Origin of the sequence: Streptomyces sp. NPDC058864 (assembly GCF_042742985.1) — a bacterium.
Lineage (GTDB): Bacteria > Actinomycetota > Actinomycetes > Streptomycetales > Streptomycetaceae > Actinacidiphila.
In genome coordinates, this window is sequence record NZ_JBHYMQ010000049.1 from 39,486 (window position 1) to 64,478 (window position 24,993).

Sequence of the window (24,993 nt, forward strand, 5' to 3'; positions counted from 1 at the left end):
GCACGTACTGCCGCCCGCGCGGCGGGTGATCAGCCCGCCTGCTGCTGGGCGGTGGCGAGACAGGCGGGGCCCAGGAGGGCCTTGAGGTCGCCGAAGAGTGCCGGGTCGGGAGTGACGCGGTGGCGGTCGAGCCTGAGCACCGTCGTCTTGCGGGCGCCCTGCAGCCGCACCCGGACCTCGGTGCTCCCCTTGTGGCTGGCGAGGACCTCGCCGAGCCGGGCGACCAGCGGCGGGGTCACCTTCACCGTCGGGATGGAGATGGTCACCGGGGCGTTGGTCCCGGCGTCCGTGAGGTCGGGGACCATCAGCTCCATCGCCACCAGGCGCGGCACGTCCTCGCGCTTGTCGAGCCGGCCCTTGACGAAGACCACGGCGTCCTCGACGAGCTGGGTCGAGATCAACTGGTAGGTGGCCGGGAAGAACATGCAGTCGATGGAACCGCCGAGGTCCTCCACGGTGGCGATGGCCCAGGCGTTGCCCTGCTTGGTCATCTTGCGCTGCAGGCCGGAGATGATGCCGCCGATGGTGACGATCGAGCCGTCGGAGTAGTCGCCCGCCAGGGCCGAGACGGAGGCGTCCGCCTTGTCGTTGAGGACGTGCTCGATGCCGAAGAGCGGGTGGTCGGAGACGTAGAGGCCGAGCATCTCGCGCTCCTGCGCGAGCAGGTACGTCTTGTCCCACTCGACGTCGGAGAAGGTGACGTCGAGGCCGAAGCCCGGTTCGTCGCCCGCGGTCTCGTCGCCCATGCCGCCGAAGAGGTCGAACTGCCCCTCGGCCTCCTTGCGCTTCACCGCGACCACGTTGTCGATCATCGGCTCGTAGTGCTCGGTGAGGCCCTTGCGGGTGTGTCCCATCTCGTCGTACGCGCCGGCCTTGATCAGCGATTCCACGGTGCGCTTGTTGCAGACCACGGCCTCGACCTTGTCGAGGAAGTCGGGGAAGGAGGTGTACTTCCCCTTGGACTTGCGGCAGCGGATGATCGAGTCCACCACGTTCTGGCCGACGTTGCGGACGGCGGTGAGGCCGAACAGGATCACGTCGTCGCCCTGCGCGGTGAAGTTGGCGTCCGACTCGTTCACGTTCGGCGGGAGCACCCTGATGCCCATCCGGCGGCACTCGTTGAGGTAGATCGCCGACTTGTCCTTGTCGTCGCGCACCGAGGTGAGCAGCGCCGCCATGTACTCGGCCGGGTAGTTGGCCTTGAGGTAGGCCGTCCAGTAGGAGACCAGGCCGTACGCGGCGGAGTGCGCCTTGTTGAAGGCGTAGCCGGCGAACGGCACCAGGACGTCCCACAGCGCCTGGATCGACTCGTCGCTGTAGCCGTTCTTCCGGGCGCCCTCCTGGAAGATGGTGAAGTTCTTCGCCAGCTCCTCGGGCTTCTTCTTGCCCATGACGCGGCGGAGGATGTCGGCCTCGCCGAGGGAGTACCCGGCGATGATCTGGGCGGCCTTCTGCACCTGCTCCTGGTAGACGATCAGGCCGTAGGTGACGTCGAGGACCTCCTTGAGGGGGGCCTCCAGCGCCGGGTGGATCGGGGTGATCTCCTGCTGCTTGTTCTTCCGCAGCGCGTAGTTGATGTGCGAGTTCATGCCCATCGGGCCCGGCCGGTAGAGGGCCGAGACGGCGGAGATGTCCTCGAAGTTGTCGGGCTTCATCATGCGCAGCAGGGAGCGCATGGGGCCGCCGTCGAACTGGAAGACGCCGAGGGTGTCGCCCCGGCCCAGCAGTTCGAAGGTCTTGGGGTCGTCGAAGGGCAGGGCCAGCAGCTCGATGTCGACGCCCTTGTTGGCCTTAACCAGCTTGACGGCGTCGTCCATGATCGTCAGGTTGCGCAGGCCCAGGAAGTCCATCTTCAGCAGGCCGAGCGATTCACAGCTGGGGTAGTCCCACTGCGTGATGGTGACGCCGTCGGAGTGCCGCACCCAGACCGGGGCGTGGTCGACGATCGGCTCGCTCGACATGATCACGCCGGCGGCGTGCACGCCCATCTGCCGGACCAGGCCCTCCACGCCGCGGGCGAGGTCGATGACCTTCTTGGCGTCGGGCTCGTTCTCGTACATCGAGCGGATCTCGCCGGCCTCGCTGTAGCGCGGGTGCGCGGAGTCCGTGATGCCGGAGAGCGGGATGCCCTTGCCGAGGACGTCGGCGGGCATCGCCTTGGTGAGGCGGTCGCCGACCGCGTACGGGTAGCCCAGGACGCGGGCCGAGTCCTTGATCGCGTTCTTGGCCTTGATGGTGCCGTAGGTGCCGATCATGGCGACCTTGTCGGCGCCGTACTTCTCGGTGACGTACCGGATCACCTCGGCGCGTCGGCGCTCGTCGAAGTCGATGTCGACATCGGGCATGGAGATGCGCTCGGGGTTGAGGAAGCGCTCGAAGATCAGGCCGTGGTCGATCGGGTCGAGGTCGGTGATGCCCATCGCGTACGCCACGATCGAGCCGGCCGCGGAGCCCCGGCCGGGGCCGACGGCGATGCCGTTGTTCTTGGCCCACATGATGAAGTCGGCGACGACGAGGAAGTAGCCCGGGAACCCCATCTGGATGATGGTGTCCATCTCGTACTCGACCTGCTTCATCCGGTCGTCCGGGATGCCCGAGGGGTAGCGGCGGTTCATGCCGCGCATGGTCTCCTCGCGGAACCAGGTGACCTCGGTGAAGCCCTCGGGGACGTCGAAGCGGGGCATCAGGTTCCGCGCCTGGAACATGCCGTCGGTGTCCACCTGCTGCGCGACGAGCAGCGTGGTGTTGCGGCAGCCCTCCTGCCAGGCGTCGGAGGAGTCGATGCCGAGCATCTCGTCCGTCGTCTTCAGGTAGTAGCCGGTGCCGTCGAAGCGGAAGCGGTCCGGGTCGGAGACGTTCTTGCCGGTCTGGATGCACAGCAGCGCGTCGTGGGCGTCGGCCTCGCTGGCATAGGTGTAGTGCGAGTCGTTGGTGACGACCGGGGGGATGCCGAGCTTCTTGCCGATCTCCAGCAGCCCGTCGCGGACCCGGCGCTCGATCTCGATGCCGTGGTCCATCAGCTCCAGGAAGTACCGCTCCTTGCCGAAGATGTCCTGGTACTCGGCGGCGGCCTTCACCGCCTCGTCGAACTGGCCGAGGCGGAGCCTGGTCTGCACTTCGCCCGAGGGGCAGCCGGTGGAGGCCATCAGGCCCTCCGACCACTGGGCGATGGTCTCCTTGTCCATGCGCGGGTACTTGGTCAGCCAGCCCTCGGCGTAGGCGTCGGAGGAGAGCCGGAAGAGGTTGTGCAGACCCGTCGCGTTCGCCGCCCAGATCGTCTTGTGCAGGTAGGAACCGGAGGCCGAGACGTCGTCGCGCTTCTGGTGCGGCTGGCCCCAGGTGACCTTGCGCTTGTTGCGCCGGGACTCCGGCGCGACGTACGCCTCGATGCCGATGATCGGCGTGATCCCGGCGCCCTTGGCCTGGTGGAAGAAGTCGTACGCCCCGTGCAGGTTGCCGTGGTCGGTCATGGCGATGTGCGTCATGCCCATCTCACCGCAGGCCTTGAACATGTCCTTGAGCCGTGCCGCTCCGTCGAGGAGGGAGTACTGGGTGTGGACATGCAGGTGGGTGAACGGCGTGGTCACGGGAAGCGACACCTCCGGCATCGGTCGTCATCTGGCGGCGTTGGGAATCCTACGCCGGGGGTCCGACAGCCGATGCCATTCCCGTGCGTCCCGCCGCGCCCGGCCGGCCCCGTGACCGGCCGGACGCGGACGGTGGCGTCAGCTCGCCCGGTAGGCGGTCCAGGAGCTCTTCATGCGGCTCACCTGACCGGTGGTGAACTGGTACATGCAGGAGTCGTAGGTGTAGTCCATGAAGTTGTGGATCGGGTCCGCACCGCCGGCCGTGCACGTGTCGCGGCCGGTCGGGCAGGCAGTGGCGGCGGTCTTCTCGGCGGGCGTGTCGGAGACGTAGTCGCCGTTGGCGCCGCAGCCGCCCTGGAAGGTGTGGTAGAGGCCCATCCAGTGCCCGACCTCGTGGGTGGCGGTGTCGCCCTGGTTGTAGTTGGTGGCGGAACCGCCGGGGACGGACGCGTCGAGGATGACGACGCCGTCGTCCTTGGGGTCGCCGGCGTACCAGCTCGGGAAGGTGGCCCAGCCGAGCAGGTCCTCCTGGAGGTTGGCCGAGTAGATGTTGAGCGCGCTCGCCCCGCCCTTGCGGAGGGCGGTCTTCATCGCGGTCTCGGCCGAGGAGCCCTCGGTCAGGTTGTACCAGGCGGCCTTGTCGGTGTAGTCCGTCGCCACCAGTGAGAACTGGAAGCCCGAGTCGACGTTGCCGGTGCCCTGACCGGCGTAGGCGGCGTTGAGCACCGCTATCTGGCCGGCGACGGCGGAGGCGCTGAGCTTGCCGGTGCTGCCGCTGTGGATGACGTGCCAGTAGACGGGGATGGTCGTGGTCGCGGCGGCGGCGGCACGGGAGCCCTTGGCCTCGGCCTTGATCTTGGCGACGCGCTTCTTCAGGTCCGCGTCCATCTCCTGGGCGGTGGCGTCGCTGATGGCGTTGGGCTCGTGGGCCGTGGAGCCCTTCATCGTGCGGGCCGCGGCGTCACCGCTGTCCGCGCACTGCTCGGCGGGGGTTCTCGTGTGCGCGGAGGCGCTGCTCACGGTGGCCGTCGCGCCGGTGAGGGGGAGCAGGGCCAGGGTTCCGGCCACGGCGGCGAGACCGACGAGACGGCGGGAACGGGGGGTGCGTGACATGTGGGGGCACTCCTCGTGGGACGTACGGGGGGAATTTCCTCCTCGCCGCCCGGAGGTTATGTGTCCATGCCAGAACCGGTGCAGCCCCCTTCCGGCCCATTGGCGGACAGAGGGTAATCCCTAGACAACGAAGGACCCTTGAGGGTCCGCGCCGGCCGGAGCAACGTCCCCGGAACGCGGGGCGGGCGGTGTGTCCGGATTCGGACCCGGGAGCTCCCCATCGCCCGCCCCGTACCGGCCGGTCCCCGCATGACGCGGGGTCCGGCCGGAAATCGACGTTCGGGAGGCTCAGCGTACCGGCGAGTAGACCCGCTCGGCCTTCTGCGTGCCCGACAGGGTGCGGTACGAACGCTCCCAGGTCGAGGAGGCGTTCGGGTCGGTGCGGTCGGAGAGAGCGTAGTAGTCCATCTGCGCCCGCTCGCCGGTGATGTCCAGCACGCCGTAGCCGTGGGAGTCCATGTCCAGCCACTTCACATGGCGGTTGGCGGCCTTCACGGCGGCCTCGGCGACCGTGGAGACGGTGCCCGGGGCGACCTTGAGGATGTCGTCCAGGTTGTCGGAGGTCACCGAGGTGACCACGAACTCGGTCGCGGCCGAGGCCGACAGCGGGTAGGTCGCCGCCTTCACCGGGACGTCGTTCGCCCACGCCATGTGGATGTCGCCGGTCAGGAAGACCGTGTTGCGGATGCCGTTGTCCCGCAGATGGGCCAGGAGTTCGCGGCGGTCGTCGGTGTAGCCGTCCCACTGGTCGACGTTGACCGCCAGGCCCTCGGCGGGCAGGCCGAGCAGCTTCGCGAGCGGCGCCAGCAGGTGGCCCGGCAGGGCGCCGAAGGCGACCGGCGAGATCATCACCGAGTTGCCGATCAACCGCCAGGTGGTGTCCGAGGTCTTGAGGCCGGCCTTCAGCCAGTCCAGCTGGGCCCGGCCGGTGATCGTCCGGTCCGGGTCGTCCACCGAGCCGCTGCCGATCGAGGCCTGCTGGGAGCGGAAGGAGCGCAGGTCGAGCAGGGACAGGTCGGCGAGCCTGCCGAAGCGCAGCCGCCGGTAGGTGGTGCCGGCGACCGAGGCACGCACCGGCATCCACTCGAAGTAGGCCTGCTTGGCGGCGGCCACCCGGGCCGCCCAGGCGCCCTCGGCGGCCTCGGTGTGGTTCTCGGCGCCGCCGGACCAGGCGTCGTTGGCGAACTCGTGGTCGTCCCAGATCGCCACCACCGGGGCCGAGGCGTGCAGCGCCTGCAGGTCGGCGTCGGTCTTGTAGCGGCCGTGCCGGGTGCGGTAGTCGGCGAGCGTGACGATCTCGTGGGTGGGCGCGTGCGGGCGGACGACGGTGCCGCGGGCGGCGTAGCCCCCGGTGCCGTACTCGTAGATGTAGTCGCCCAGGTGCAGCCACGCGTCCAGGTCGCCGCGGGCGGCCAGGTGCCGGTACGAGGCGAAGTACCCGGCCTCCCAGTTGGCGCAGGAGACGACGCCGAAGCGCAGCCGGTCGGCGGTGGCGTTCTCGGCGGGTGCGGTACGGGTGCGGCCGGCCGGGGAGGTCACGCCGCCGGCGGTGAAGCGGTACCAGTAGTCCGTGGCGGGCTGCAGTCCGCGCACGTCGGCCTTGACGGTGTGGTCGGAGGCGGCGGTCGCCGCCGCCGTGCCGGTCGCCACGACGGAGGTGAACGCCTTGTCCCGGGCGACGGTCCAGCCCACCTCGGTCGCCGGGCCGAGCCCGGAACCCGGGACGGCCTCGGGCACGGGGGTCACCCGCGTCCACAGCAGCACGCCGTCGGGCAGCGGGTCACCGGAGGCCACACCGTGCAGGAAGGCGGGCGTCGCGGCGGCGGAGGCGGGGGCGGTGCCGGCCGTCAGCGGTATCAGCGCGGCGCCGGTCACGACGGCACCGGCCTTGACGACCGAACGGCGGCTGGGTGTTCTCGATGAGGTCTGTGAGGGTGCAGAGGTCTCGGTCACGGACGGTCAGATTACGCGTCAGTAACCCCTTTCCGGGACCCCGATGCACAAGAGTTCGGGAGCACTTCGCCCTCCGGTCCCCGGCAGGACGCCGGGGGCCGGAGGGCGAAGCGGCCCGCGGGCCGGTGCTATCCCTTGCCGATGATCTGGTCGACGGCCGCTGTGTACTGCTCGGGGGTCATCGCCTGCACGCTCTCGATGGGCTTGTCGTCGAGCTTCACGGTCGGCGTCGCGTTGACGCCGTCCGCGCTGAACTGCTTGTCCATGGTCAGCGCCCACTTGTCGTAGGTGCCGTTGCGGACCGCGTTCTCGAAGGTCTTGTTGCCCTTGAGCGCGTCGACCTTCTGCGCCAGTTCGATCAGCTTGTCGGCGCTGCCGAAGTCGTCCTTGGTCTCCTCGGGGTGGACGTCCTTGGAGTACAGCAGCGTGTGGTAGTCGACGAACGCCTCCTTGCTGACGTTCAGGGCGGCGCCCAGCGCGCTCAGCGCCTTCTTCGAGCCCTGGCCCTGGCCGAGGCTGTTGTCGAGGAAGGCACCCATGGTGTAGGAGATCTTGTACTTGCCGTCCTTGGCGTCCTTCTGGACGGTCTCGCCCGAGGTCTGCTCGAACTGCGCGCACACCGGGCAGCGCAGGTCCTCGTACACCTTCAGCGTGTGCTTGGCGTTCTCGTCGCCGATGACGATCGACGTGCCGTCCTTGCCCGAGGAGTTGGCCGGCTTCACCAGCGGCTTCTCCGCGGCCTTCTCCCAGTAGCCCGGCTCGTTCATCTTGACGACGGCCACGGCTATGCCGGCGCCGAGCGCCAGCACGCCCAGCACGCCGCCGACGACGAAGAACTGCCGCCGCAGCTTCTCCCGCTTCTGCTGCCGCTCGCGCTCCACGCGCAGCCGCTCACGGGCGGCGCTCTTGGCGGCCTGGCTGTTCCGCTTGCTCATGATGGTGTGATCTCCGACTCGTACGTACGTGGGTGAGGGGTGGTGCGCCGTGCTCAGCGGAAGCCGAGGCGGGCGGGCGGTCCTCGCCGTACGACGGAGTGCAGGAGCAGGGGCAGCGCCGGGGCGGCGGCAGCGGGCCCGGCCGCGCCAGGGCGGGTGGTGCCGCGCGGGCCGGCCGTCCGGAAGACGGCCACCGCGACGAGCAGCGGCCGGAAGGCGGCGCGCAGCAGGCGGTGCAGGGCGTCCTCACCGCACCGCAGCCACCCGGCGGCGACCAGGCCGACGCACACGTGCGCCAGGAGCAGCAGCCAAGGCGAGGTGCCGGGTCCGGTGCCGGACATCCCCGGCGCCTGGGCGAGGGAGCCGCCGACGTCGCCGTGGCAGACCAGCGCCTCGTTGATCGAGCGCCACGGGCCCGTGACGGGACCGCCGCCGGGGCCGTAGCAGGTGTTCTGCCCCGCGGTGAACAGCGTGTCGACGGCCAGTTCCAGCGGCACGAGCAGGCCGGCGATCGGCCAGTAGCCGCGCTCGCGGCGGCCGAGCGCGTACGCGACGGCGAAGACGCCCGCGAAGGCCCCCGCCGTGGTCGTGATCGGCAGGGGCTCCTGCGAGAGCATGATGTGGGCGGTCGCGGACAGCGTCACGCACAGCGCGGCGAAGCATCCCGCGCGCAGTGCCCTCAGCCTGGGTCCGGTCCCTTCCATGGCGCAGAGTGTGCCATGCCGGTGTGTAAGCAATGCCTAAACCCCGGAACAGGGCCCCCGGATCAGAGCCCCGGGATGCGGCCGTTGCGGAACAGGTCCACGAAGATCTGGTGGTCGGCGCGGGCCCGGGCGCCGTAGGAGTGGGCGAACTCCACCAGCGACCCGGTGAAGCCCTCTTCGTCCCGCGCTATGGCCTCGTCGATGGCGTCCTCCGTGGAGAACGGCACCAGCGAGTGCCCGCTCTCGTCGTCCGCCGCCGCGTGCATGCCGGCGGTGGCCCGGCCGAGGTCCGCGACGACGGCCTCGATCTGCTCGGGGTCGTCGATGTCCGACCAGTCCAGGTCCACCGCGTACGGCGACACCTCGGCGACCAGCTGGCCGACTCCGTCCAGCTCCGTCCAGCCCAGGAACGGGTCGGCGTGCGCCTGCAGCGCGCGCTGCGAGATCACGGTGCGGTGGCCCTCGTGGCGGAAGTAGTCACGCACAGCGGGGTCGGCGATGTGCCGGGAGACCGCCGGGGTCTGCCCCTGCTTCATGTAGATCACGACGTCGTTCTCCAGGGCGTCGGTGTGGCCCTCGAGGAGGATGTTGTACGAGGGCAGGCCCGCGCTGCCGATGCCCACGCCGCGACGGCCCACGACGTCCTTGACCCGGTGGCTCTCGGGGTTGATCAGGCTGGTCTCCGGCAGCGTGTCCAGGTACGCCTCGAAGGCCCGCAGCACCTTCTCGCGGGTGCCGCCGTCCAGTTCCACCGCGCCGCCGCCCTCGGTGAAGCGCCGGTCCCAGGCGCGGATCTCCGTCATGGAGTCCAGCAGCCCGAACCGGGTCTGCGAGCGGGCGTGCCGCAGCGCGTCCAGCAGCGGGCCCTGCGCGGAGTCCAGCGTCAGCGCGGGCACGGCCTCGCCCTGGGCGAGGGCGCGGATGCGCTCGCGGTAGGCGGTGGCGTAGCTGCGCACCAGGCCGGAGATCACGTCGTCGGCCAGGGCCTTGCTGTAGCCGATCAGGGCTATGGAGGCGGCGAAGCGCTGCAGGTCCCAGGTGAACGGGCCGACGTAGGCCTCGTCGAAGTCGTTGACGTTGAAGATCAGACGGCCGTTGGCGTCCAGGTACGTGCCGAAGTTCTCGGCGTGCAGGTCGCCGTGGATCCACACCCGCGACGTGCGCTCGTCCAGGAACGGGCTGCCGTCCTTGGCGTCGGCCAGGTCGGCGTAGTAGAGGCACGCAGTCCCCCGGTAGAAGGCGAACGCCGACGCCGCCATCTTGCGGAACTTGACCCGGAACGCGGCCGGATCGGCCGCCAGCAGCTCCCCGAACGCGGTGCCGAAGACCTCGAGGATCCGCTCGCCGCGCTCGTCGTCCGTCGTCATGCCTGTGGCCATCGGTGCAGTGCCTCCTGGGCTGGTCCGTGTCTCCCGGCTCAACGCAGGAGCGTACGCTCGCGTGCCCGGAGACGACCCCGGGCGTGGTGTTGTTCGCGTCACGGTCGCCCCGCGTTCAGGCGGGCACTTCCGGCCACGGTCGCGCGTTCTGGCTTGCGATGAACACCACCAGGGGGCGGGACAACGCGCGCCGCGGCAAGCGGCGCACCATATTCGGGCTGCTGCTGATCGGCGGCCTCGTACTGGCCGCCGTGGCGTGGCCCACACTCTCCGCGCAGGTCCGCGCGGCCAACTGGCCCAAGGAGCAACCCCGCGGGCCGCAGCACATCACCGCCCGCATGGAGACCGTCCGCGACGCCGTCGTCAAGGAGTTCGGCCCCCGCGGCCTCAAGGGCGCCCCCGGCTGCTACCGCGAGGAGGGCGGCATCGCCGGCGGCGGCGAACACCCCCTCGGCCGCGCCTGCGACTTCATGCTCATGCCCGCCGGCGAGAAGGCCACCGGCAAACCCGACGCCCTGGGCGAGGACATCGTGGCCTGGGTCCGTGAGCACGCGGACGAATACGGCATCTGGTACGTCATCTACGAGCAGCACATCTGGTCCAGCCGGCTCCCGCAGCAGGGCTGGAAACTGATGGAGGACCGCGGGTCCATCACGCAGAACCACTTCGACCATGTGCACATATCGGTCTACTGAGCAGCCCGCGGTCTGGCTGGGCTGCGGCTCCGGACGGCACGACCCGCTGGCCAGCGCTGATGCCGTGCTCTAAAGACTTCGGTCATGGAGAAGGAGCACGGAGAACTCGGATGACTGCGGGCTGCGATTGGCGCTAGCGTGCGGCGGTGATCAGCCATGAGGGAGTACGTCTGGGTGCGGAGGCCGCACGCCGCCTGGCAGAGACAGGCCTCTATGAGTTTGAGCCGGGGCTGACGGACGCCGAGTTCGAGCGTATCGAACGCGAGTACGGCTTCGAGTTCGCGGACGATCATCGAGCCTTCCTTGCGGCAGGCCTTCCGGTCAACGTGCCTCCCGAGGACGGACAGACGTGGTCCAGGCCCTGGCCGGAATGGCGCGGCGGCGATCCGGACAGCTTGCGCCAGCAGCTTGATTGGCCGGTTGAGGGTGTTCTGCTCGACGTTGAGCACAACGGGTTCTGGTACGAGGGCTGGGGTGAGCGTCCGGCTGACGGGGCTGCGGCACTGGATGCGGCGCGGCATCACCTGCTGGAAGTGCCGCTGCTGGTGCCCGTGTATGGCCACCGGTACCTGCCCGCCGGCCGGGGAAGCTCCGGGCACCCGGTGCTCTCGATGTGGCAGACCGACATCATTTATTACGGGCTGGACCTGGTCGACTACATGCACCGGGAGTTCGACGAGGCGCGGGGTGAAGTCGATGGGAGCTGGAGCCCGCGAGCTACGGTTCCCTTCTGGCGAGACCTTCTCTGACCTGGTTTCTGGCGCTGCCCCCCGACCGGGCCATGGGTCGGGCCCGCGCATGATCCGTACCACTCCTCGCCGATACGGTAACTACTGCGCGTCAGTGGTCATCGTTTTCCGCGCTTGTCGCGCCTGACGCCTTTGATCCAGTCGCGAACACCGAGCACGTCCACGACGAAGGACGCCACTGACGCGACTGCTCTCAACACGCGCGACACAAGCGACGTTGTCAGGTCTTCCACGACTCCCCCTGATCGGTGAGAGCACCTTACAGCGTGGTCAGACGGGTAACGCGATCGGCAGGAAGCCCTGATGAACACCATTGAGCGTCGGCGTAACGCACTCGAAGCACTAGTTTGGAAGACTGGGACTGCGGACCCTGCCTCACCTGGCGCGTGAACAATCCAATCGCGAACGGGGCTGAATGAGGCGGGAACTGAGGCGGCCGGGGCAGGTTACGGAGGCGCCTGAGCGGAGGTCCAGCGCGGTGGTGAGGCTCAGTCGCCGGAAGAACCGAAGAATCCGACATGGCTGGGCCGGTTGTCGGTGTAGAGGACCACGTAGACGCCGGTCCAGCGCATCCGGTCCTCGCCGAGCAAAGTCGTGTCCTCGGTCCCGAGAGGCCTGGTATCCATGGCCTCGTATGCCCGAGTCATCGCTTCCTCGTACTGCCGCACGGTCGGCCGATCCGTGCCGAAGTGGTGCACAAGGCGGGAGGCAGTGAGTGGGCGGAGCGTGAAGTAGTCCGCCTCCCGCTCCTGCGGAGGCTCTGTCGTCTCGACTATGCGGTATACGTCCAGAATCGAATGAGTGCCCGACTCGCTCATGTCCTCGTCGGCGTAGAGCTCGGCAAGGCTTCCGTACTCTTCGTCGTCGCCGAACAGCTCCTGGAAGACCTCGTCGTGCAGGGCCTTGAGCGTCGCCTCGACGCTTCCTCTGCAGGGAGTGACATAGCCCCACCCGCTGGCACCCATGGCCCGCCTTCCGTAGTTCGCGATCAACGGCGGTCACAGTAGCTCTGGGGTACGACAAGAGGCCCAGCAACTTGCACCTGCCGCGCGGGCGAGCATTCACCGTTGCGGGAGTGAGGCCTCCGCGCTGGGATTCCCCCTGGTTCCCCGCCCGTTCCGGCACCGGGTTCCGCCGGTGACCGTTGGCTGCCCTGGTAGTTCTCCGACTCCCTTGCTGCAACCTCGGCCACCCAGTAGCAGACCCTTGCCGGGGGCCAGTGGAAGCGCACGCGCTCAACCCACCGCGGCGAGGCCACGCCCGCCCGCGGGCGTGATCGTCACACTGCCTGGTCGGGCACTACGGCCTGGCCGTACAGTCCCGCCGACGGACAGCACGTTCGAACTCGCGCTCCGCCGACACCGTGGCGGGTTCCACTTCTCACTGCTGTGTCTCGTCGTCGGCGTGGCACTGGTGATCTGGTGGCTGGCCGCAGAGCGACGCAATAGCCGATGATCGGCCAACCGGTGCCGTAGGCGGCTGCGACCGCCTCGCCCTCAGACGTCACCCCCCGCCGGCCCCCTTCCCGGCGCCGGGCCTCGCGCGGACGTGCATGCGCTCGCCCTGGGGCCCGAAGAGGCTGAGGACCTCGACGGGTTGGTCGCCGGCGCTGCCGAACCAGTGGGGCAGCCGGGTGTCGAACTCGGCGGCCTCCCCGACACCGAGGACGACCTCGCGGTCGCCCAGCAGGAGGCGCAGGCGTCCCGAGAGCACGTACAGCCACTCGTACCCCTCGTGGACGCGGAGGTCGGGCTCGCAATGGGCGGCCGGGATGACGACCTTCCAGGCCTGCAGGGAGCCCGGCTGCCGGGTCAGCGGCAGGACGGTACGGCCGTTCACGCGGCGGGGTGAGGCGTACCCGGGGGTCGCCGACCTCGGGGGCGCCGACCAGTTCGTCCAGCGGTACGCGGTGGGCCTGGGCGATCGGGAGGAGAAGTTCGAGGCTCGGCCGGCGCCCGCCCGTCTCCAGGCGGGACAGGGTGCTCGTGGAGATGCCCGTGGCCTCGGAGAGCGCGGCGAGCGTGACGCCCCGCTGTGTGCGCAGGCGTTTGAGGCGGGGGCCGACCTCCGCCAGGGCGGCGGCGATCGAGGACAGGTCTTCCATCCGCCCATTCCACCCCGGCCGTCCCGGGAACGGCAAAGCACGTTGCGCGCGGGGAAGTGGGGCCCCGGGCGTCTCCGGCACCCACCGGAAGGAAGTCTTCGCCCGCGTGGCCGACCGGACGCGCGTCATGGGCGACGCGCACTTGGACGCGGCGGAGCTGCTCGACGCACACCTGGACGCCGGGCGCACCGTCGCCGCGATCAGCCACTGGTACTGGGCCGGCCCGCGATCCGCTATGTTGAACGCGTTCAAAGCGGTGTTCGCCAGGGGGAAGGCGCGGCCATGGGGGCTGGGACGGGAAGGCCGGACGCACGGACGGGAATCGGGCGCCGGCAGTGGGTGCTCGCGGTGGGGGCGCTCGCCGCGGCGGTGCCCGGGCTGCTCTTCGGGCTGGACAGCTACTACGGCGGCTTCTTCGTGCTGGCCGTGGTGCCGCTTGCGCTGCCGCCGCTCCTCGGGCGGTTCCCCCGGGTCTTCGCCCAGGCCTGCGTCGTCATCGCACTGGCGCTGGTCGCCTGGTCCGTCATCGGCGCGGTGCTCGCGCTGTACGTGTTCCTGCCCTCGGCCGCACTCCTGCTGCTGGCCGCAGCCGCCGGGCCCCGCCGGGCCGCCGTCGCTCAGGGGCGTATCCAGCAGTAGAGACGCCGCCCGTCCGCCGTGGCGCGGCCGGCCAGCCCGGCGAGCTCCTTGAGGAACGGCCCGAGGACGTCGGGGCCATGGACGCCGTGGAGTCCCTCGGAGGTGCGGGACCACCCCATGGCGACGTCGTCGAGCAGGTCCGCGTCGAAGGCGGCGAGCGCGTCGCGGAAGGTGTCGGTGAGGGAGACGGCGACCACCCTGCCCTCGCCGGCCACCCCCACCAGGGCGCCGCGGCGCGGGTCGGAGCGCACGTCCTCGGGGGCGCGGCCGGTGATGAGCACCTCCGCGGGGAGCAACTCCACGACCGGGTCGATGCCCTGGGTCACGTGCTGGTCGCGGCTGCCGGCCTCGGCCCGGCGGAACTCGCGGACCACGGCGCGGGCGGCGTCCTTGTCGTCGGCGGCCGAGTAGTACCCGTAGAGAACACCCATGTCCCGGATGATCTCAGCGGGCACTGACAACGGCCCCCGCCCACAGGGTTGTTACTCGCCCTTCCCGCTCTCCCCCGCCTCCGCCGCGAGGTCCGCGAGGAAGTCCAGGGCGACCGCCCAGGCCTGCTCGGCCGCCTCCGCGTCGTAGTCGTCGAGGTCCGGGTCGGTGAAGAGGTGGCCGGCCCCGCGGTAGCGGTGGATCTCCACGTCGGCGCCCGCCTTGCGCATGCGCAGGTACCAGGCGTTCAGCCAGTCGTCGGGCTCGAAGGGGTCGGGCTCGGCGACGTGCAGCTGGACGGGGAGGCCGGTGGCCGCGTCGTCGGCGATGTCGGAGGTGCCGTGCAGCAGCAGGAGGCCGCGCGCCTTCTCGTCGGCGAGGGCGAGGTTCTGCGCGATGGAGCCGCCCAGCGAGAACCCGGCGTAGACCAGGCCTCGGTCGGAGAGCGGGCCGGAGACGGTGACGGCGCGCATCAGCAGTTCGTCGCGGCCGATCTCGTCCTTGATGTCCATGCCCTCCTCGACGGTCTCCGCGGTGCGGCCCTCGTACAGGTCGGGAACGTGCACCTCGTGGCCGGCCGCACGCAGCCGGTCGGCGGCGGCGTGCACGGCGGGACGGAGTCCGTAGGCCGAGTGGAACAGCACAATGGTCATGCCGGAGCTCACAATTTCACTTCCCATGATCGGCGCACGGTCGGGTACGGGCTCCATCATGCCCGTTACCGTCGAAGACATGGATTCCGTCATACGACCGCTCGGCGTGGTGGGCGGCTCCCTCGTCGTCACCCTCGCCGTGGGCTGGGCCGTCGGCCACGCGCTGCGCCGGGCCGACGCCCGGCACCCGGAGACCCCGCTGTGGAACCTGCTGCGGCGCGCCCGGCTCCCGCTCCAGCTGGTGATCTGCAGTTCGCTGCTGCGCGGCTCGTACGAACAGGCGCACCTGGCCCGCGGCCACACCCGGGGGATCGGGCAGGTGCTGACGCTGGTGCTGATCGGGGCCTGCGCCTGGCTGGTCGTCAGGGTCGCGGCTGCCGTCGTGGAGGCGTCCTACTCGCGGTACGCCTCCGCCGCCCAGGACGCTGCCCGGGTGCGGCGGGTGCGGACGCAGGTGACGCTGATCCAGCGGGTCGTCACCGCGGTCGTCGGCGTCGTCGCGGTCGCGGCCATGCTGCTGACCTTCCCCGCGATGCGCGGCTTCGGCGCCTCCATGCTGGCCTCCGCCGGGGTGATCGGCATCGTCGCCGGCATCGCCGCACAGTCGACGCTGGGCAACCTCTTCGCGGGGCTGCAGATCGCCTTCGGGGACATGGTCCGGATCGGCGACGCGGTGGTCGTGGAGGGCGAGTGGGGGACGGTGGAGGAGATCACCCTCACCTACCTGGTGGTCCGCACCTGGGACGAGCGCCGGATCACCATGCCGGTCTCGTACTTCACCAGCAAGCCCTTCGAGAACTGGTCCCGCGGCAACGCCCGGATGACCGGCACCGTCTACTTCCATCTGGACCACGCCACACCCGTCGACCTGATGCGCGAACACCTGCACGACGTCCTCAAGGGGTGCGAGCAGTGGGACGGCCGGGCCTGGGGCCTGGTGGTGACGGACAGCACGCCGTCCACGATCGAGGTGCGCGCGCTGGCCACGGCGAAGGACGCGGACGACATCTGGACGGTGCGCTGCGTGGTGCGGGAGCACATGATCGACTGGCTGCGGCGCGAGCACCCGTACGCGCTGCCGCGCATCAACACCGCCACCGCCCCCGGCCTGGCCGAGGCCCCGGACCGGGAGCAGGCCACGCCCGGGGCCGGTGACATCGGCCCGGGCCCGGGGGCCCGCTAGAGGACGGGACGCACCGCCTACCGGGACACGCGCAGGCTGCGCACGTCGAGCTGGCGCAGCACCCGGTCGACGATCTCGGGGTCGTAGCCGGGCTCGCTGCGCGCGGCGAGCACCTCGTGCCGGGCGGCGGAGAGCATGTCGCGCTGGACGCGCTCGACCGTCCTGGTGCGCCGCACGCGGGCGGTGTGCCGGTCGCGCTTCTCGTCGTCGACGATGTCGGGGCAGATCCGGGCCCCGACGTCGAAGGCCCGGCGGTGCAGGAGTTCGGAGACCTCCTCGGAGAAGTCCTCGGTCGCCTCGACCTCCTTCAGCCGCTGCTTGGCGGCGGCCATGGCGCGCAGCGCGAGCAGCATCTCCATGTCGTGCTCCACCTGGGTGTCGCTGCTCACCCCGAGCCGCTTGACGACCTTCGGAAGGGTGAGCCCCTGCAGCACGAGGGTGGTGAGGACGACGGAGAAGGCGATGAAGAGGATCTCGTCGCGCGCCGGGAAGGGCGCGCCGGTCTCCGTGGTGTGCGGGATGGCCAGCGCCAGGGCGACGGACGCCACTCCGCGCATGCCGGCCCACCACATGACGACGGTCTCGCGCCACGACATGGGGATGTCCTCGTCGAGGTCGCGCCGTTTGTGCAGTCGCCTGGTCACCGCCGCGGCCGGCATCAGGTAGGCCAGCCGGACGAGGACGACCGCGCCGACGACGATCGCCGCGTGGCTCAGCATGGTGCCCCAGCGGCCGGCGCCGACACCGAAGACGTTGTGCAGTTCCAGGCCGATCAGGCCGAAGGCGACACCTGTGACGAGCGTGTCGACGACCTCCCAGAAGGTGGCACCGACCAGCCGCCCGGTCACGTCGTCGGCGTCGCGGGCGTGTTCGGCGAGGAACAGCGCGGTGGTCAGCACGGCGAGGACACCGGAGCCGTGCGCCTCGTCGGCGATCGCGTACGAGGCGAACGGGACGAGCAGCGAGAGCCCGATCTGCAGCGTCGGGTCGCCCACGACCCCCATCAGCTTGGAGGCGGTCCAGCCCAGCACGACGCCGACGGCGACCGCGACCACCGCCGAAAGCAGCAGTTCGCCGAGCGCCTCCGGCCAGGAGAAGGAGCCCGTCACGGCCGCGGCGACGGCCACGTTGTAGACGACGATCGCGGTGACGTCGTTGAAGAGCCCCTCGCCCTCCAGGGTCGACACCATGCGGCGCGGCAGTCCCAGCCGCCCGGCGACGGCGGTCGCGGCCACCGGGTCGGGCGGGGCGACCAGCGCGCCGAGCGCGAGGGCCGCGGCCAGCGAGATGCCGGGGACGACGGCGTTGGCGATGGCCCCCACCGCCGCGGTGGTGATCAGCACCAGGGCGACGGCCAGCAGGAAGATGGCCTTCTTGTTGGCGGCGAACTGCCGCCAGGACGTGCGCTGTACGGAGGCGTAGAGCAGCGGCGGCAGCACGAGCGGCAGGATGAGCTCGGGGTTGATCTGGACGTTCGGCACGAACGGCAGGAGGGCCAGCACGACCCCGAGCAAGGTCATCAGAACGGGCGACGGCAGCCCCATCCGGTCGCCCAGCGGCACCATCACGATGGCCGCGAGCATCAGGGCGAAGAACAGCGCGAGTTGATCCACACCCCTAGCGTGGCATGCCCGCCGCTCCCGCCCCGGTCAGAGCACGCGCCTCATCGAGAGGTGCGGAATGCCCGCCTCCTCGTACTCCGCGCCGAAGGGCGTGTAGCCGAGGCGCTCGTAGAAGCCCACGGCGTGGGTCTGGGCGTGCAGTTCGACGGCGGACAGGCCGTGCCGCCGGGCCTCGTCCTCGATGGCACGCACCAGGGCCACGCCGATGCCCAGCCCGCGGGACGCGCCGGTCACGGCGAGCCGGCCGAGGACGCCGGTGCCGTCCGCACCCAGGAGCAGCCGGCCCGCGCCGAGGGCGCCACCTGGGCCGGTGGCCAGGACGTGCACGGCGTCGGCGTCATGGGCGTCGTACTCGAGCTCGGCGGGGACCTTCTGCTCGACGACGAAGACCTCGTGCCGCACCGAGTAGTAGGCCTTCAGGTCGTCGGGGTCGGCGGCGACCCGCACCTCGTAGGTCTCAGGCACTGTCGGCCCGCACGGTGTCGAGGGCGTACTGCAGGTCGTCGGGGTAGGTGCTCTCGAACTCCACCCAGCGGCCGTCCTCGGGGTGGGCGAAGCCCAGGCGCACGGCGTGCAGCCACTGGCGCGTGAGTTTCAGCCGTTTCGCGAGGGTGGGGTCGGCGCCGTAGGTCAGGTCGCCGACGCATGGGTGGCGGTGGGCGGCCATGTGGACCCGGATCTGGTGGGTGCGGCCGGTCTCCAGCTTGATGTCGAGCAGGGAGGCCGCACGGAACGCCTCGACGAGGTCGTAGTGCGTGACGCTGGGCTTGCCCTCCGCGGTCACGGCCCACTTGTAGTCGTGCTGGGGGTGCCGGCCGATCGGGGCGTCGATGGTGCCGCTCAGCGGGTCGGGGTGGCCCTGGACGAGCGCGTGGTAGCGCTTGTCGACGGTGCGCTCCCGGAACTGCTGCTTGAGGTCGCTGTAGGCGATCTCCGACTTGGCGACGACCATCAGTCCCGAGGTGCCGACGTCGAGCCGGTGGACGATGCCCTGGCGCTCGGCGGCGCCGGAGGTGGAGATCCGGTAGCCGGCGGCGGCCAGGCCGCCGATGACCGTGGTGCCGGTCCAGCCGGGGCTGGGGTGGGCGGCCACGCCCACGGGCTTGTCGATCACGACCACGTGGTCGTCGTCGTGCACGATGCGCATGCCGGGCACCGGTTCGGCGACGATCTCCACGGGGCGCGGCGGCGCGGGCATCTCGACCTCGAGCCAGGCGCCGCCCGAGACCCGGTCGGACTTCCCGGCCTCGCTGCCGTCGATCGTCACCTTCCCGGCGGCGGCCAGCTCGGCCGCCTTGGTCCGCGAGAAACCGAACATACGGGCGATGGCGGCGTCGACGCGCTCGCCCTCGAGGCCTTCGGGAACGGGGAGGGATCGAACTTCGGCAGGCATACTCACCTGATCGAGTATGCCGGATCCGCGGGGTGCCCTTCGCCGCCCTGCTCCCGGCTCAGTCCTTGTGGACGGTTCCGTCCGGGTCGAGACCGCGGAAGGACAGCAGGACGATCAGGATGCCGCCGCAGACGATCGCAGAGTCGGCCAGGTTGAACACCGCGAAATGCGTCGGCGCGATGAAGTCGACCACGTGCCCCTGCAGGAAGCCCGGCGCGCGGAAGACCCGGTCGGTGAGGTTGCCGAAGGCGCCACCCAGCAGCAGCCCCAGCGCGATCGCCCAGGGCACGCTGTGGAGCTTGCGGGCGATCCGGGCGATCACCACGACCACCGTGACCGCGATCACCGTGAAGACGATGGTCATGCCCTGGCCGAAGCCGAAGGCCGCACCGGCGTTGCGCACCGCCTCGAAGCGCAGGTAGCGGCCGATCACCTCGATGGGCTCGTGCCCCTCGAGGCTGGTCACCACCCAGATCTTGGAGAGGAGGTCGAGGACGTACGCGAGTGCCGCGACGCCGAGGAGCACGGCGATGCGCCGCGGCCCCTTGCCGGTGACCTCGTCCGTACCGCCGGTCGGCTCCTCGGCCGTGTCCGCCGCGGTCTCCTGTGCCTTCGCCATGTGAGTCCTTCAGCCCTGATCTGCGCCAGTCCGGATCCTGACGCAGACGAGGTTACGGCACACACGTCCGAACAGCGGGGCTGCGGGGGTCCGGGCCCCGCGATTCCCGTGTCCGCCGTCAGTGGTCGCGTCCCGGCCGTCAGTGGCGTTCCTGGCGCTGCTTGCAGTCCACGCAGAGCGTCGCACGGGGGAAGGCCTGCATCCGCGCCTTGCCGATCGGCTTGCCGCAGGACTCGCAGCGCCCGTAGGTGCCGGAGTCCAGCCGCTCCAGCGCGTGCTCGGTCTGCGCGAGCATCTCGCGGGCGTTGGCGGTCAGCGCCATCTCGTGCTCGCGCGTGATGTTCTTGGTGCCGGTGTCGGCCTGGTCGTCGCCGGCCCCGTCGCCGGAGTCGCGCAGCAGCCCGGTGATGGCGTTCTCCGAGGTCGTGATCTCGGACCGCAGCCGGTCCATCTCGGCCAGCAGCTCGGCGCGCGCCGCGTCCACCTCCTCCTCGGACCACGGCTCCTCGTCCGGCCGTACGGCCAGGTCGCCCGCGGCGACGGCGCCCGTCGCCTCGGCGATGCGGGCCGTGGGGACCGCCGACGCGGACGCCCCTGCCGCGGCCGTACCGGCCGCCGTCTTCTTCGCTGCCACCTTCTTGGCTCCCGTCTTCGTGGCCTTCGCGGCCTTCGTGGTCTTCGCAGGTGCGGCCGCGCTGCCGGTCCTGGCGGTCCTGGTGGTCTTCGCCGGCTCGGCGGTCTTCGCGGTGGTGGCCTTGGCCGTCTTCGCGGCCTTCCCGGCGGTGGCGGCCTTCTTCGCCGGTGCGGCCTTCTTGGCCACGGCAGGCGCCTTCGCGGGCTTCTCCGCCGCCGTCACCGTCTTCTTGGCGGGAGGCGCGGTCTTGCTCGCCGTACGCCCCGTGGTCTTCCGCGTGGACGCCGCCTTGGTCGTCGTCTCCTCCGCCACGGCCGCCTTCTTTCCTGCGGCCTTGGCCGCGGTCTTCCCCGCGGCGGGCGCCGCGGCCTTCTTCGCGGCGGGTGCCGCCTTGCGTACGACAGCCTTCTTCGCGGGTGCCTTCTTCCCGGCCGCGGCCTTCTTCGCGGTGGTCCGCTTCCCCTCGGGCGCTCCTTCGCCGGCTGCGGCGGTCTTGCTGCGAGCGGGGGACGCGGCCTTGGCCGGACGCTTGGCCGTCGCCTTCCGCGCGGTGGGCGCGGCGCTCCTGCGGGCCGCGGAGGCGGCCGCCGGTGCCGTCTTCTTCGCCGTCGTCTTCTTCGTGACGGTGGTCTTCTTCCCCACCATGGCCGAGGCCCCTTCACGTATCGTGATCATGCTCGCGAATCGTGCCGGAACGATAAATCGACTCCGGACCCGCGGCAACGGGGCACGCCGCCTGATCCGCCTGCCGCGCCGGGTCGGGAGGCAGGTCTGCATCCGTTGTGCCCAGCTCTCCGCGAGGTATTCCGGTACCAACGGGTAACAGGGTGCGGACCGGGCCATTCGGGTCACACCGGCCCCCCGCGGAAACCCGGCCGACACCGCACCCCGCAGCCCCTTACACTGGGCGGAGCGAAAGGCGTGGAAGGGGACGAGTAGCGCCGTACGCAGCCCATAGCGACCCGGGGACGGTGGAAGCCCGGGGGTGTGCGCGACGTGAAGATCACCCCGGAGCCGCCGGAAGAAAGCCCGCGAGGGCGAGTAGACCCGGCAGCGCGACCCCAATGAGGGGGTTGCGGAGCGAGCCCGAAGGGGCCCGTCCGCGACCAAGGAGGGTGGTACCGCGGGAGCACTCACAGCAGGCGCTCTCGTCCCTCCGACGGAATACGCACGCGCACGTGTCCGCCGGAGGCAGAATCCGATGACGCAGTACCGCCAGGTCCCCGCCCAGGTCGACCTGCCCGCGCTGGAGCACGAGGTGCTCGCGTTCTGGCAGGAGAACAAGGTCTTCGCCCGCTCCCTGGAGCAGACCGAGGGCAAGCCGGAGTGGGTCTTCTACGAGGGTCCGCCGACAGCCAACGGCATGCCCGGCGCGCACCACATCGAGGCCCGCGTCTTCAAGGACGTCTTCCCGCGCTTCAAGACGATGCAGGGCCACCACGTGACCCGCAAGGCCGGCTGGGACTGCCACGGCCTGCCGGTGGAGCTCGCCGTCGAGAAGGAGCTGGGCTTCTCCGGCAAGAAGGACATCGAGGCGTACGGCATCGCCGAGTTCAACGCCAAGTGCCGCGAGTCCGTGACCCGCCACACCGACGCCTTCGCCGAGCTGACCACCCGCATGGGGTACTGGGTGGACCTCGACGACGCCTACCGGACGATGGACCCGGAGTACATCGAGTCCGTCTGGTGGTCGCTGAAGCAGATCTTCGACAAGGGCCTGCTGGTCCAGGACCACCGCGTCGCGCCCTGGTGCCCGCGCTGCGGCACCGGCCTGTCCGACCACGAGCTGGCGCAGGGCTACGAGACCGTGGTCGACCCCTCGGTCTACGTGCGCTTCCCGCTCACCTCCGGCCCGCTCGCCGGCGAGGCCGCGCTCCTGGTGTGGACGACCACCCCCTGGACGCTGGTCTCCAACACCGCGGTCGCCGCCCACCCCGACGTCACCTACGTCGTCGCGACCGACGGCACGGAGAAGCTGGTCGTCGCCGAGCCGCTGCTCGGCAAGGCGCTCGGCGAGGGCTGGGAGGCCACCGGGCAGAGCTTCACCGGCCGTGAGATGGAGCGCTGGACGTACCGGCGGCCCTTCGACCTGGTGGAGATGGAGGGCGCGCACTTCGTCGTCAACGCCGAGTACGTGACGACCGAGGACGGCACCGGCCTGGTCCACCAGGCGCCCGCCTTCGGTGAGGACGACCTCAAGACCTGCCGCGCCTACGGCCTGCCCGTGGTCAACCCGGTGCGCCCGGACGGCACCTTCGAGGAGGACCTGGAGCTCGTCGGCGGCCAGTTCTTCAAGAAGGCCGACGAGGCCCTCGTCGACGACCTGCAGGCCCGAGGGCTGCTCTTCCGGCACCTGCCGTACGAGCACAGCTACCCGCACTGCTGGCGCTGCCACACCGCGCTGCTCTACTACGCGCAGCCGTCCTGGTACATCCGCACGACCGCGGTCAAGGACGCCCTGCTCCGCGAGAACGAGCGCACCAACTGGTACCCGGAGGCGGTCAAGCACGGCCGCTTCGGCGACTGGCTCAACAACAACATCGACTGGGCGCTCTCCCGCAACCGCTACTGGGGCACGCCGCTGCCCATCTGGCGCTGCGAGGAGGGGCACCTCACCTGCGTCGGCTCGCTCGCCGAACTGTCGGAGCTGACCGGAACCGACCAGAGCGGCCTCGACCCGCACCGCCCCTTCATCGACGACGTCACCTTCGGGTGCCCGCAGTGCTCCGCCGAGGCCGTGCGCGTGCCCGAGGTCATCGACGCCTGGTACGACTCGGGCTCCATGCCGTTCGCGCAGTGGGGCTACCCGTACCGGAACAAGGAGCTCTTCGAGGGCACCTACCCGGCGCAGTTCATCTCCGAGGCGATCGACCAGACCCGTGGCTGGTTCTACACGCTGATGGCGGTCGGCACCCTGGTCTTCGACCGGAACGCCTACGAGAACGTGGTCTGCCTCGGCCACATCCTCGCCGAGGACGGCCGGAAGATGTCCAAGCACCTGGGCAACATCCTCCAGCCCATCCCGCTCATGGACCAGCACGGCGCCGACGCCGTGCGCTGGTTCATGGCGGCCGGCGGCTCCCCCTGGGCGGCCCGCCGGGTCGGCCACGGCACGATCCAGGAGGTCGTCCGCAAGACCCTCCTGACGTACTGGAACACGGTCGCCTTCCAGGCCCTGTACGCCCGCACCTCCAACTGGGCCCCGAGCGAGGCCGACCCGGCCCCGGCCGACCGCCCGCTGCTGGACCGCTGGCTGCTCGGCGAACTGGGCGCGCTCGTGCGGGACGTCACCGACGCGCTGGAGTCGTACGACACCCAGCGCGCGGGCAAGCTGCTCTCGTCCTTCGTCGACGACCTGTCCAACTGGTACGTGCGCCGCTCGCGGCGCCGCTTCTGGCAGGGCGACAAGGCGGCGCTGCGTACCCTGCACGACGTCGTCGAGACGGTGACCCGGCTGATGGCGCCGCTGGTGCCGTTCATCACCGAGCGCGTCTGGCAGGACCTGGTCGTCCCGGTCACCCCGGGCGCCCCCGGGTCCGTGCACCTGGCGAGCTGGCCCGCGGTGGACGAGGCGCTGGTCGACCCCGTGCTGTCCGACCAGATGGCGCTCGTGCGCCGCCTGGTGGAGCTGGGCCGTGCCACGCGTGCCGAGTCCGGCGTCAAGACCCGCCAGCCGCTCTCGCGGGCGCTGGTGGCCGCCTCCGGCTTCGAGGCACTGGGCGAGGAACTGCGGGCGCAGATCGCCGAGGAGCTCAACGTCGCCTCCCTGGCCTCCCTGAGCGAGGTCGGCGGCTCCCTGGTCGACACCACGGCCAAGGCCAACTTCCGCGCCCTCGGCAAGCGCTTCGGCAAGGGCGTCCAGGCCGTCGCCAAGGCCGTCGCCGAGTGCGACGCGGCGGCGCTCTCGCTGGCGCTGCGCGAGGGCAACGCGTCCGTGGTCGTGGACGGCGAGCCGGTCGCCCTGACGGCGGAGGAAGTGATCATCACGGAGACCCCGCGGGAGGGCTGGTCCGTCGCGTCCGACTCCGGCGCGACCGTGGCGCTCGACCTCGAGATCACCCCGGAGCTGCGCCGGGCGGGCCTGGCCCGCGACGTCATCCGGCTCGTCCAGGAGGCCCGCAAGAACAGCGGCCTGGACGTCGCCGACCGCATCGCGCTGCGCTGGGCCGCGGCCGACGCGGAACTGGCGGAGGCGCTAGCGGAGCACGCGCGGCTCGTCGCGGACGAGGTCCTCGCGACGGACTTCGCCTCCGGCGCCCCGGAGGAGGGTTACGGCCCCGCCTTCACCGACGAGGCCCTCGGGCTCACGTTCCACCTCCGCAAGCGCTGACCCCTCCGGGGGGTGCCCGGGTCGTTTGTGGTTGCGGTGCGGTTTTTTCCCCGCCCGCCCGCCCGGCGCCCCGGGGACGGTTGGTGCGGGTCGGCGCCCGGTCCGTTGGGTGGGCCGGGGGCGGGGCCTCCGGGGTGGGCATTCTGTACCGCATATTTATGTGCATGGCGGGCAATCCGGACAGGTGCCGCTCTGCCGCACAACAAATACACGTCAGCGTCCAGAACGCCCACCCCTACGACCCCACCCCCTCCGCGAGTTGCGCGACCAAC

At 70.7% G+C, this 24,993-nt stretch carries 19 protein-coding genes and 1 pseudogene; 5 read left to right on the forward strand and 15 right to left on the reverse strand.

Translation table 11 applies throughout. From position 1 onward, the window contains the following. Positions 1–29 precede the first annotated feature (29 nt). From dnaE to ACFW3D_RS29500, 6 genes are all read right to left on the reverse strand, one after another. Entirely contained in the window at positions 30–3,608 is a 3,579-nt protein-coding gene (gene dnaE / locus ACFW3D_RS29475; RefSeq protein WP_500509021.1) for a DNA polymerase III subunit alpha, read from the reverse strand. Positions 3,609–3,725: 117 nt separating this feature from the next. Further along, positions 3,726–4,700, reverse strand: coding sequence for a zinc metalloprotease (locus ACFW3D_RS29480; RefSeq protein WP_500509023.1), 975 nt, complete (start codon positions 4,698–4,700; stop codon positions 3,726–3,728). 288 nt (positions 4,701–4,988) lie between these two features. Then, complete coding sequence (locus ACFW3D_RS29485) at positions 4,989–6,653, reverse strand: alkaline phosphatase D family protein (RefSeq protein ID WP_500509026.1); 1,665 nt, start codon at positions 6,651–6,653, stop codon at positions 4,989–4,991. A 128-nt stretch (positions 6,654–6,781) separates the two neighbouring features. Then, positions 6,782–7,588, reverse strand: coding sequence for a DsbA family protein (locus ACFW3D_RS29490; RefSeq protein ID WP_500509028.1), 807 nt, complete (start codon positions 7,586–7,588; stop codon positions 6,782–6,784). A 53-nt stretch (positions 7,589–7,641) separates the two neighbouring features. Beyond that, positions 7,642–8,292: a hypothetical protein gene (locus ACFW3D_RS29495; protein ID WP_500509030.1), complete on the reverse strand. Its 651-nt coding sequence runs from the start codon at positions 8,290–8,292 to the stop codon at positions 7,642–7,644. 62 nt (positions 8,293–8,354) lie between these two features. Then, positions 8,355–9,671, reverse strand: coding sequence for a DUF2252 domain-containing protein (locus tag ACFW3D_RS29500; protein WP_500509032.1), 1,317 nt, complete (start codon positions 9,669–9,671; stop codon positions 8,355–8,357). Positions 9,672–9,829: 158 nt separating this feature from the next. Here ACFW3D_RS29500 and ACFW3D_RS29505 point away from each other — a divergent pair, with 158 nt between their 5' ends. Together ACFW3D_RS29505 and ACFW3D_RS29510 are read left to right on the forward strand one after the other, a co-directional pair. Continuing rightward, positions 9,830–10,366: a VldE C-terminal domain-containing protein gene (locus ACFW3D_RS29505; RefSeq protein WP_500509034.1), complete on the forward strand. Its 537-nt coding sequence runs from the start codon at positions 9,830–9,832 to the stop codon at positions 10,364–10,366. A gap of 146 nt (positions 10,367–10,512) precedes the next feature. Next, a complete protein-coding gene (locus ACFW3D_RS29510; RefSeq protein WP_500509036.1) occupies positions 10,513–11,115 on the forward strand; it encodes a hypothetical protein in 603 nt (200 codons plus the stop codon). A 488-nt stretch (positions 11,116–11,603) separates the two neighbouring features. On the opposite strand, the gene ACFW3D_RS29515 is transcribed toward ACFW3D_RS29510, so the two are convergent. Together ACFW3D_RS29515 and ACFW3D_RS29520 are read right to left on the reverse strand one after the other, a co-directional pair. Then, a complete protein-coding gene (locus tag ACFW3D_RS29515) occupies positions 11,604–12,107 on the reverse strand; it encodes a hypothetical protein (protein ID WP_500509038.1) in 504 nt (167 codons plus the stop codon). Between the two features lie 511 nt (positions 12,108–12,618). Beyond that, positions 12,619–13,219 (reverse strand): annotated as a pseudogene (locus tag ACFW3D_RS29520) (helix-turn-helix domain-containing protein). Between the two features lie 282 nt (positions 13,220–13,501). On the opposite strand from ACFW3D_RS29520, the gene ACFW3D_RS29525 reads away from it, so the two are divergent. Beyond that, complete coding sequence (locus ACFW3D_RS29525) at positions 13,502–13,858, forward strand: hypothetical protein (RefSeq protein ID WP_500509040.1); 357 nt, start codon at positions 13,502–13,504, stop codon at positions 13,856–13,858. Here ACFW3D_RS29525 and ACFW3D_RS29530 read toward each other — a convergent pair. Together ACFW3D_RS29530 and ACFW3D_RS29535 are read right to left on the reverse strand one after the other, a co-directional pair. Beyond that, complete coding sequence (locus ACFW3D_RS29530) at positions 13,837–14,289, reverse strand: hypothetical protein (protein ID WP_500509042.1); 453 nt, start codon at positions 14,287–14,289, stop codon at positions 13,837–13,839. The two genes, ACFW3D_RS29525 and ACFW3D_RS29530, sit on opposite strands and share 22 nt — an antisense overlap. A gap of 51 nt (positions 14,290–14,340) precedes the next feature. Beyond that, the gene (locus ACFW3D_RS29535) at positions 14,341–14,940 is read right to left on the reverse strand and encodes a dienelactone hydrolase family protein (protein WP_500509044.1); all 600 of its coding nucleotides are present in this window, start codon (positions 14,938–14,940) and stop codon (positions 14,341–14,343) included. A gap of 79 nt (positions 14,941–15,019) precedes the next feature. Here ACFW3D_RS29535 and ACFW3D_RS29540 point away from each other — a divergent pair, with 79 nt between their 5' ends. Next, positions 15,020–16,123, forward strand: coding sequence for a mechanosensitive ion channel family protein (locus tag ACFW3D_RS29540; RefSeq protein WP_500509046.1), 1,104 nt, complete (start codon positions 15,020–15,022; stop codon positions 16,121–16,123). A gap of 17 nt (positions 16,124–16,140) precedes the next feature. Here the strand turns inward: ACFW3D_RS29540 and ACFW3D_RS29545 are convergent, their stop codons facing one another. From ACFW3D_RS29545 to ACFW3D_RS29565, 5 genes are all read right to left on the reverse strand, one after another. Next, positions 16,141–17,736 (reverse strand): Na+/H+ antiporter, encoded by a 1,596-nt coding sequence (locus tag ACFW3D_RS29545; protein ID WP_500509048.1) that lies wholly within the window; start codon positions 17,734–17,736, stop codon positions 16,141–16,143. Positions 17,737–17,772: 36 nt separating this feature from the next. Continuing rightward, positions 17,773–18,210 (reverse strand): GNAT family N-acetyltransferase, encoded by a 438-nt coding sequence (locus ACFW3D_RS29550; protein ID WP_500509051.1) that lies wholly within the window; start codon positions 18,208–18,210, stop codon positions 17,773–17,775. Further along, positions 18,203–19,138 (reverse strand): RluA family pseudouridine synthase, encoded by a 936-nt coding sequence (locus ACFW3D_RS29555; protein WP_500509066.1) that lies wholly within the window; start codon positions 19,136–19,138, stop codon positions 18,203–18,205. Before ACFW3D_RS29555 ends, ACFW3D_RS29550 begins: the two co-directional genes overlap by 8 nt. A gap of 58 nt (positions 19,139–19,196) precedes the next feature. Next, positions 19,197–19,757, reverse strand: coding sequence for a signal peptidase II (gene lspA, locus ACFW3D_RS29560; protein WP_500509053.1), 561 nt, complete (start codon positions 19,755–19,757; stop codon positions 19,197–19,199). Between the two features lie 139 nt (positions 19,758–19,896). Beyond that, positions 19,897–21,066 (reverse strand): TraR/DksA family transcriptional regulator, encoded by a 1,170-nt coding sequence (locus ACFW3D_RS29565; RefSeq protein WP_500509055.1) that lies wholly within the window; start codon positions 21,064–21,066, stop codon positions 19,897–19,899. 526 nt (positions 21,067–21,592) lie between these two features. On the opposite strand from ACFW3D_RS29565, the gene ileS reads away from it, so the two are divergent. Continuing rightward, entirely contained in the window at positions 21,593–24,721 is a 3,129-nt protein-coding gene (ileS, locus tag ACFW3D_RS29570) for an isoleucine--tRNA ligase (RefSeq protein WP_500509058.1), read from the forward strand. Positions 24,722–24,993 lie beyond the last annotated feature (272 nt).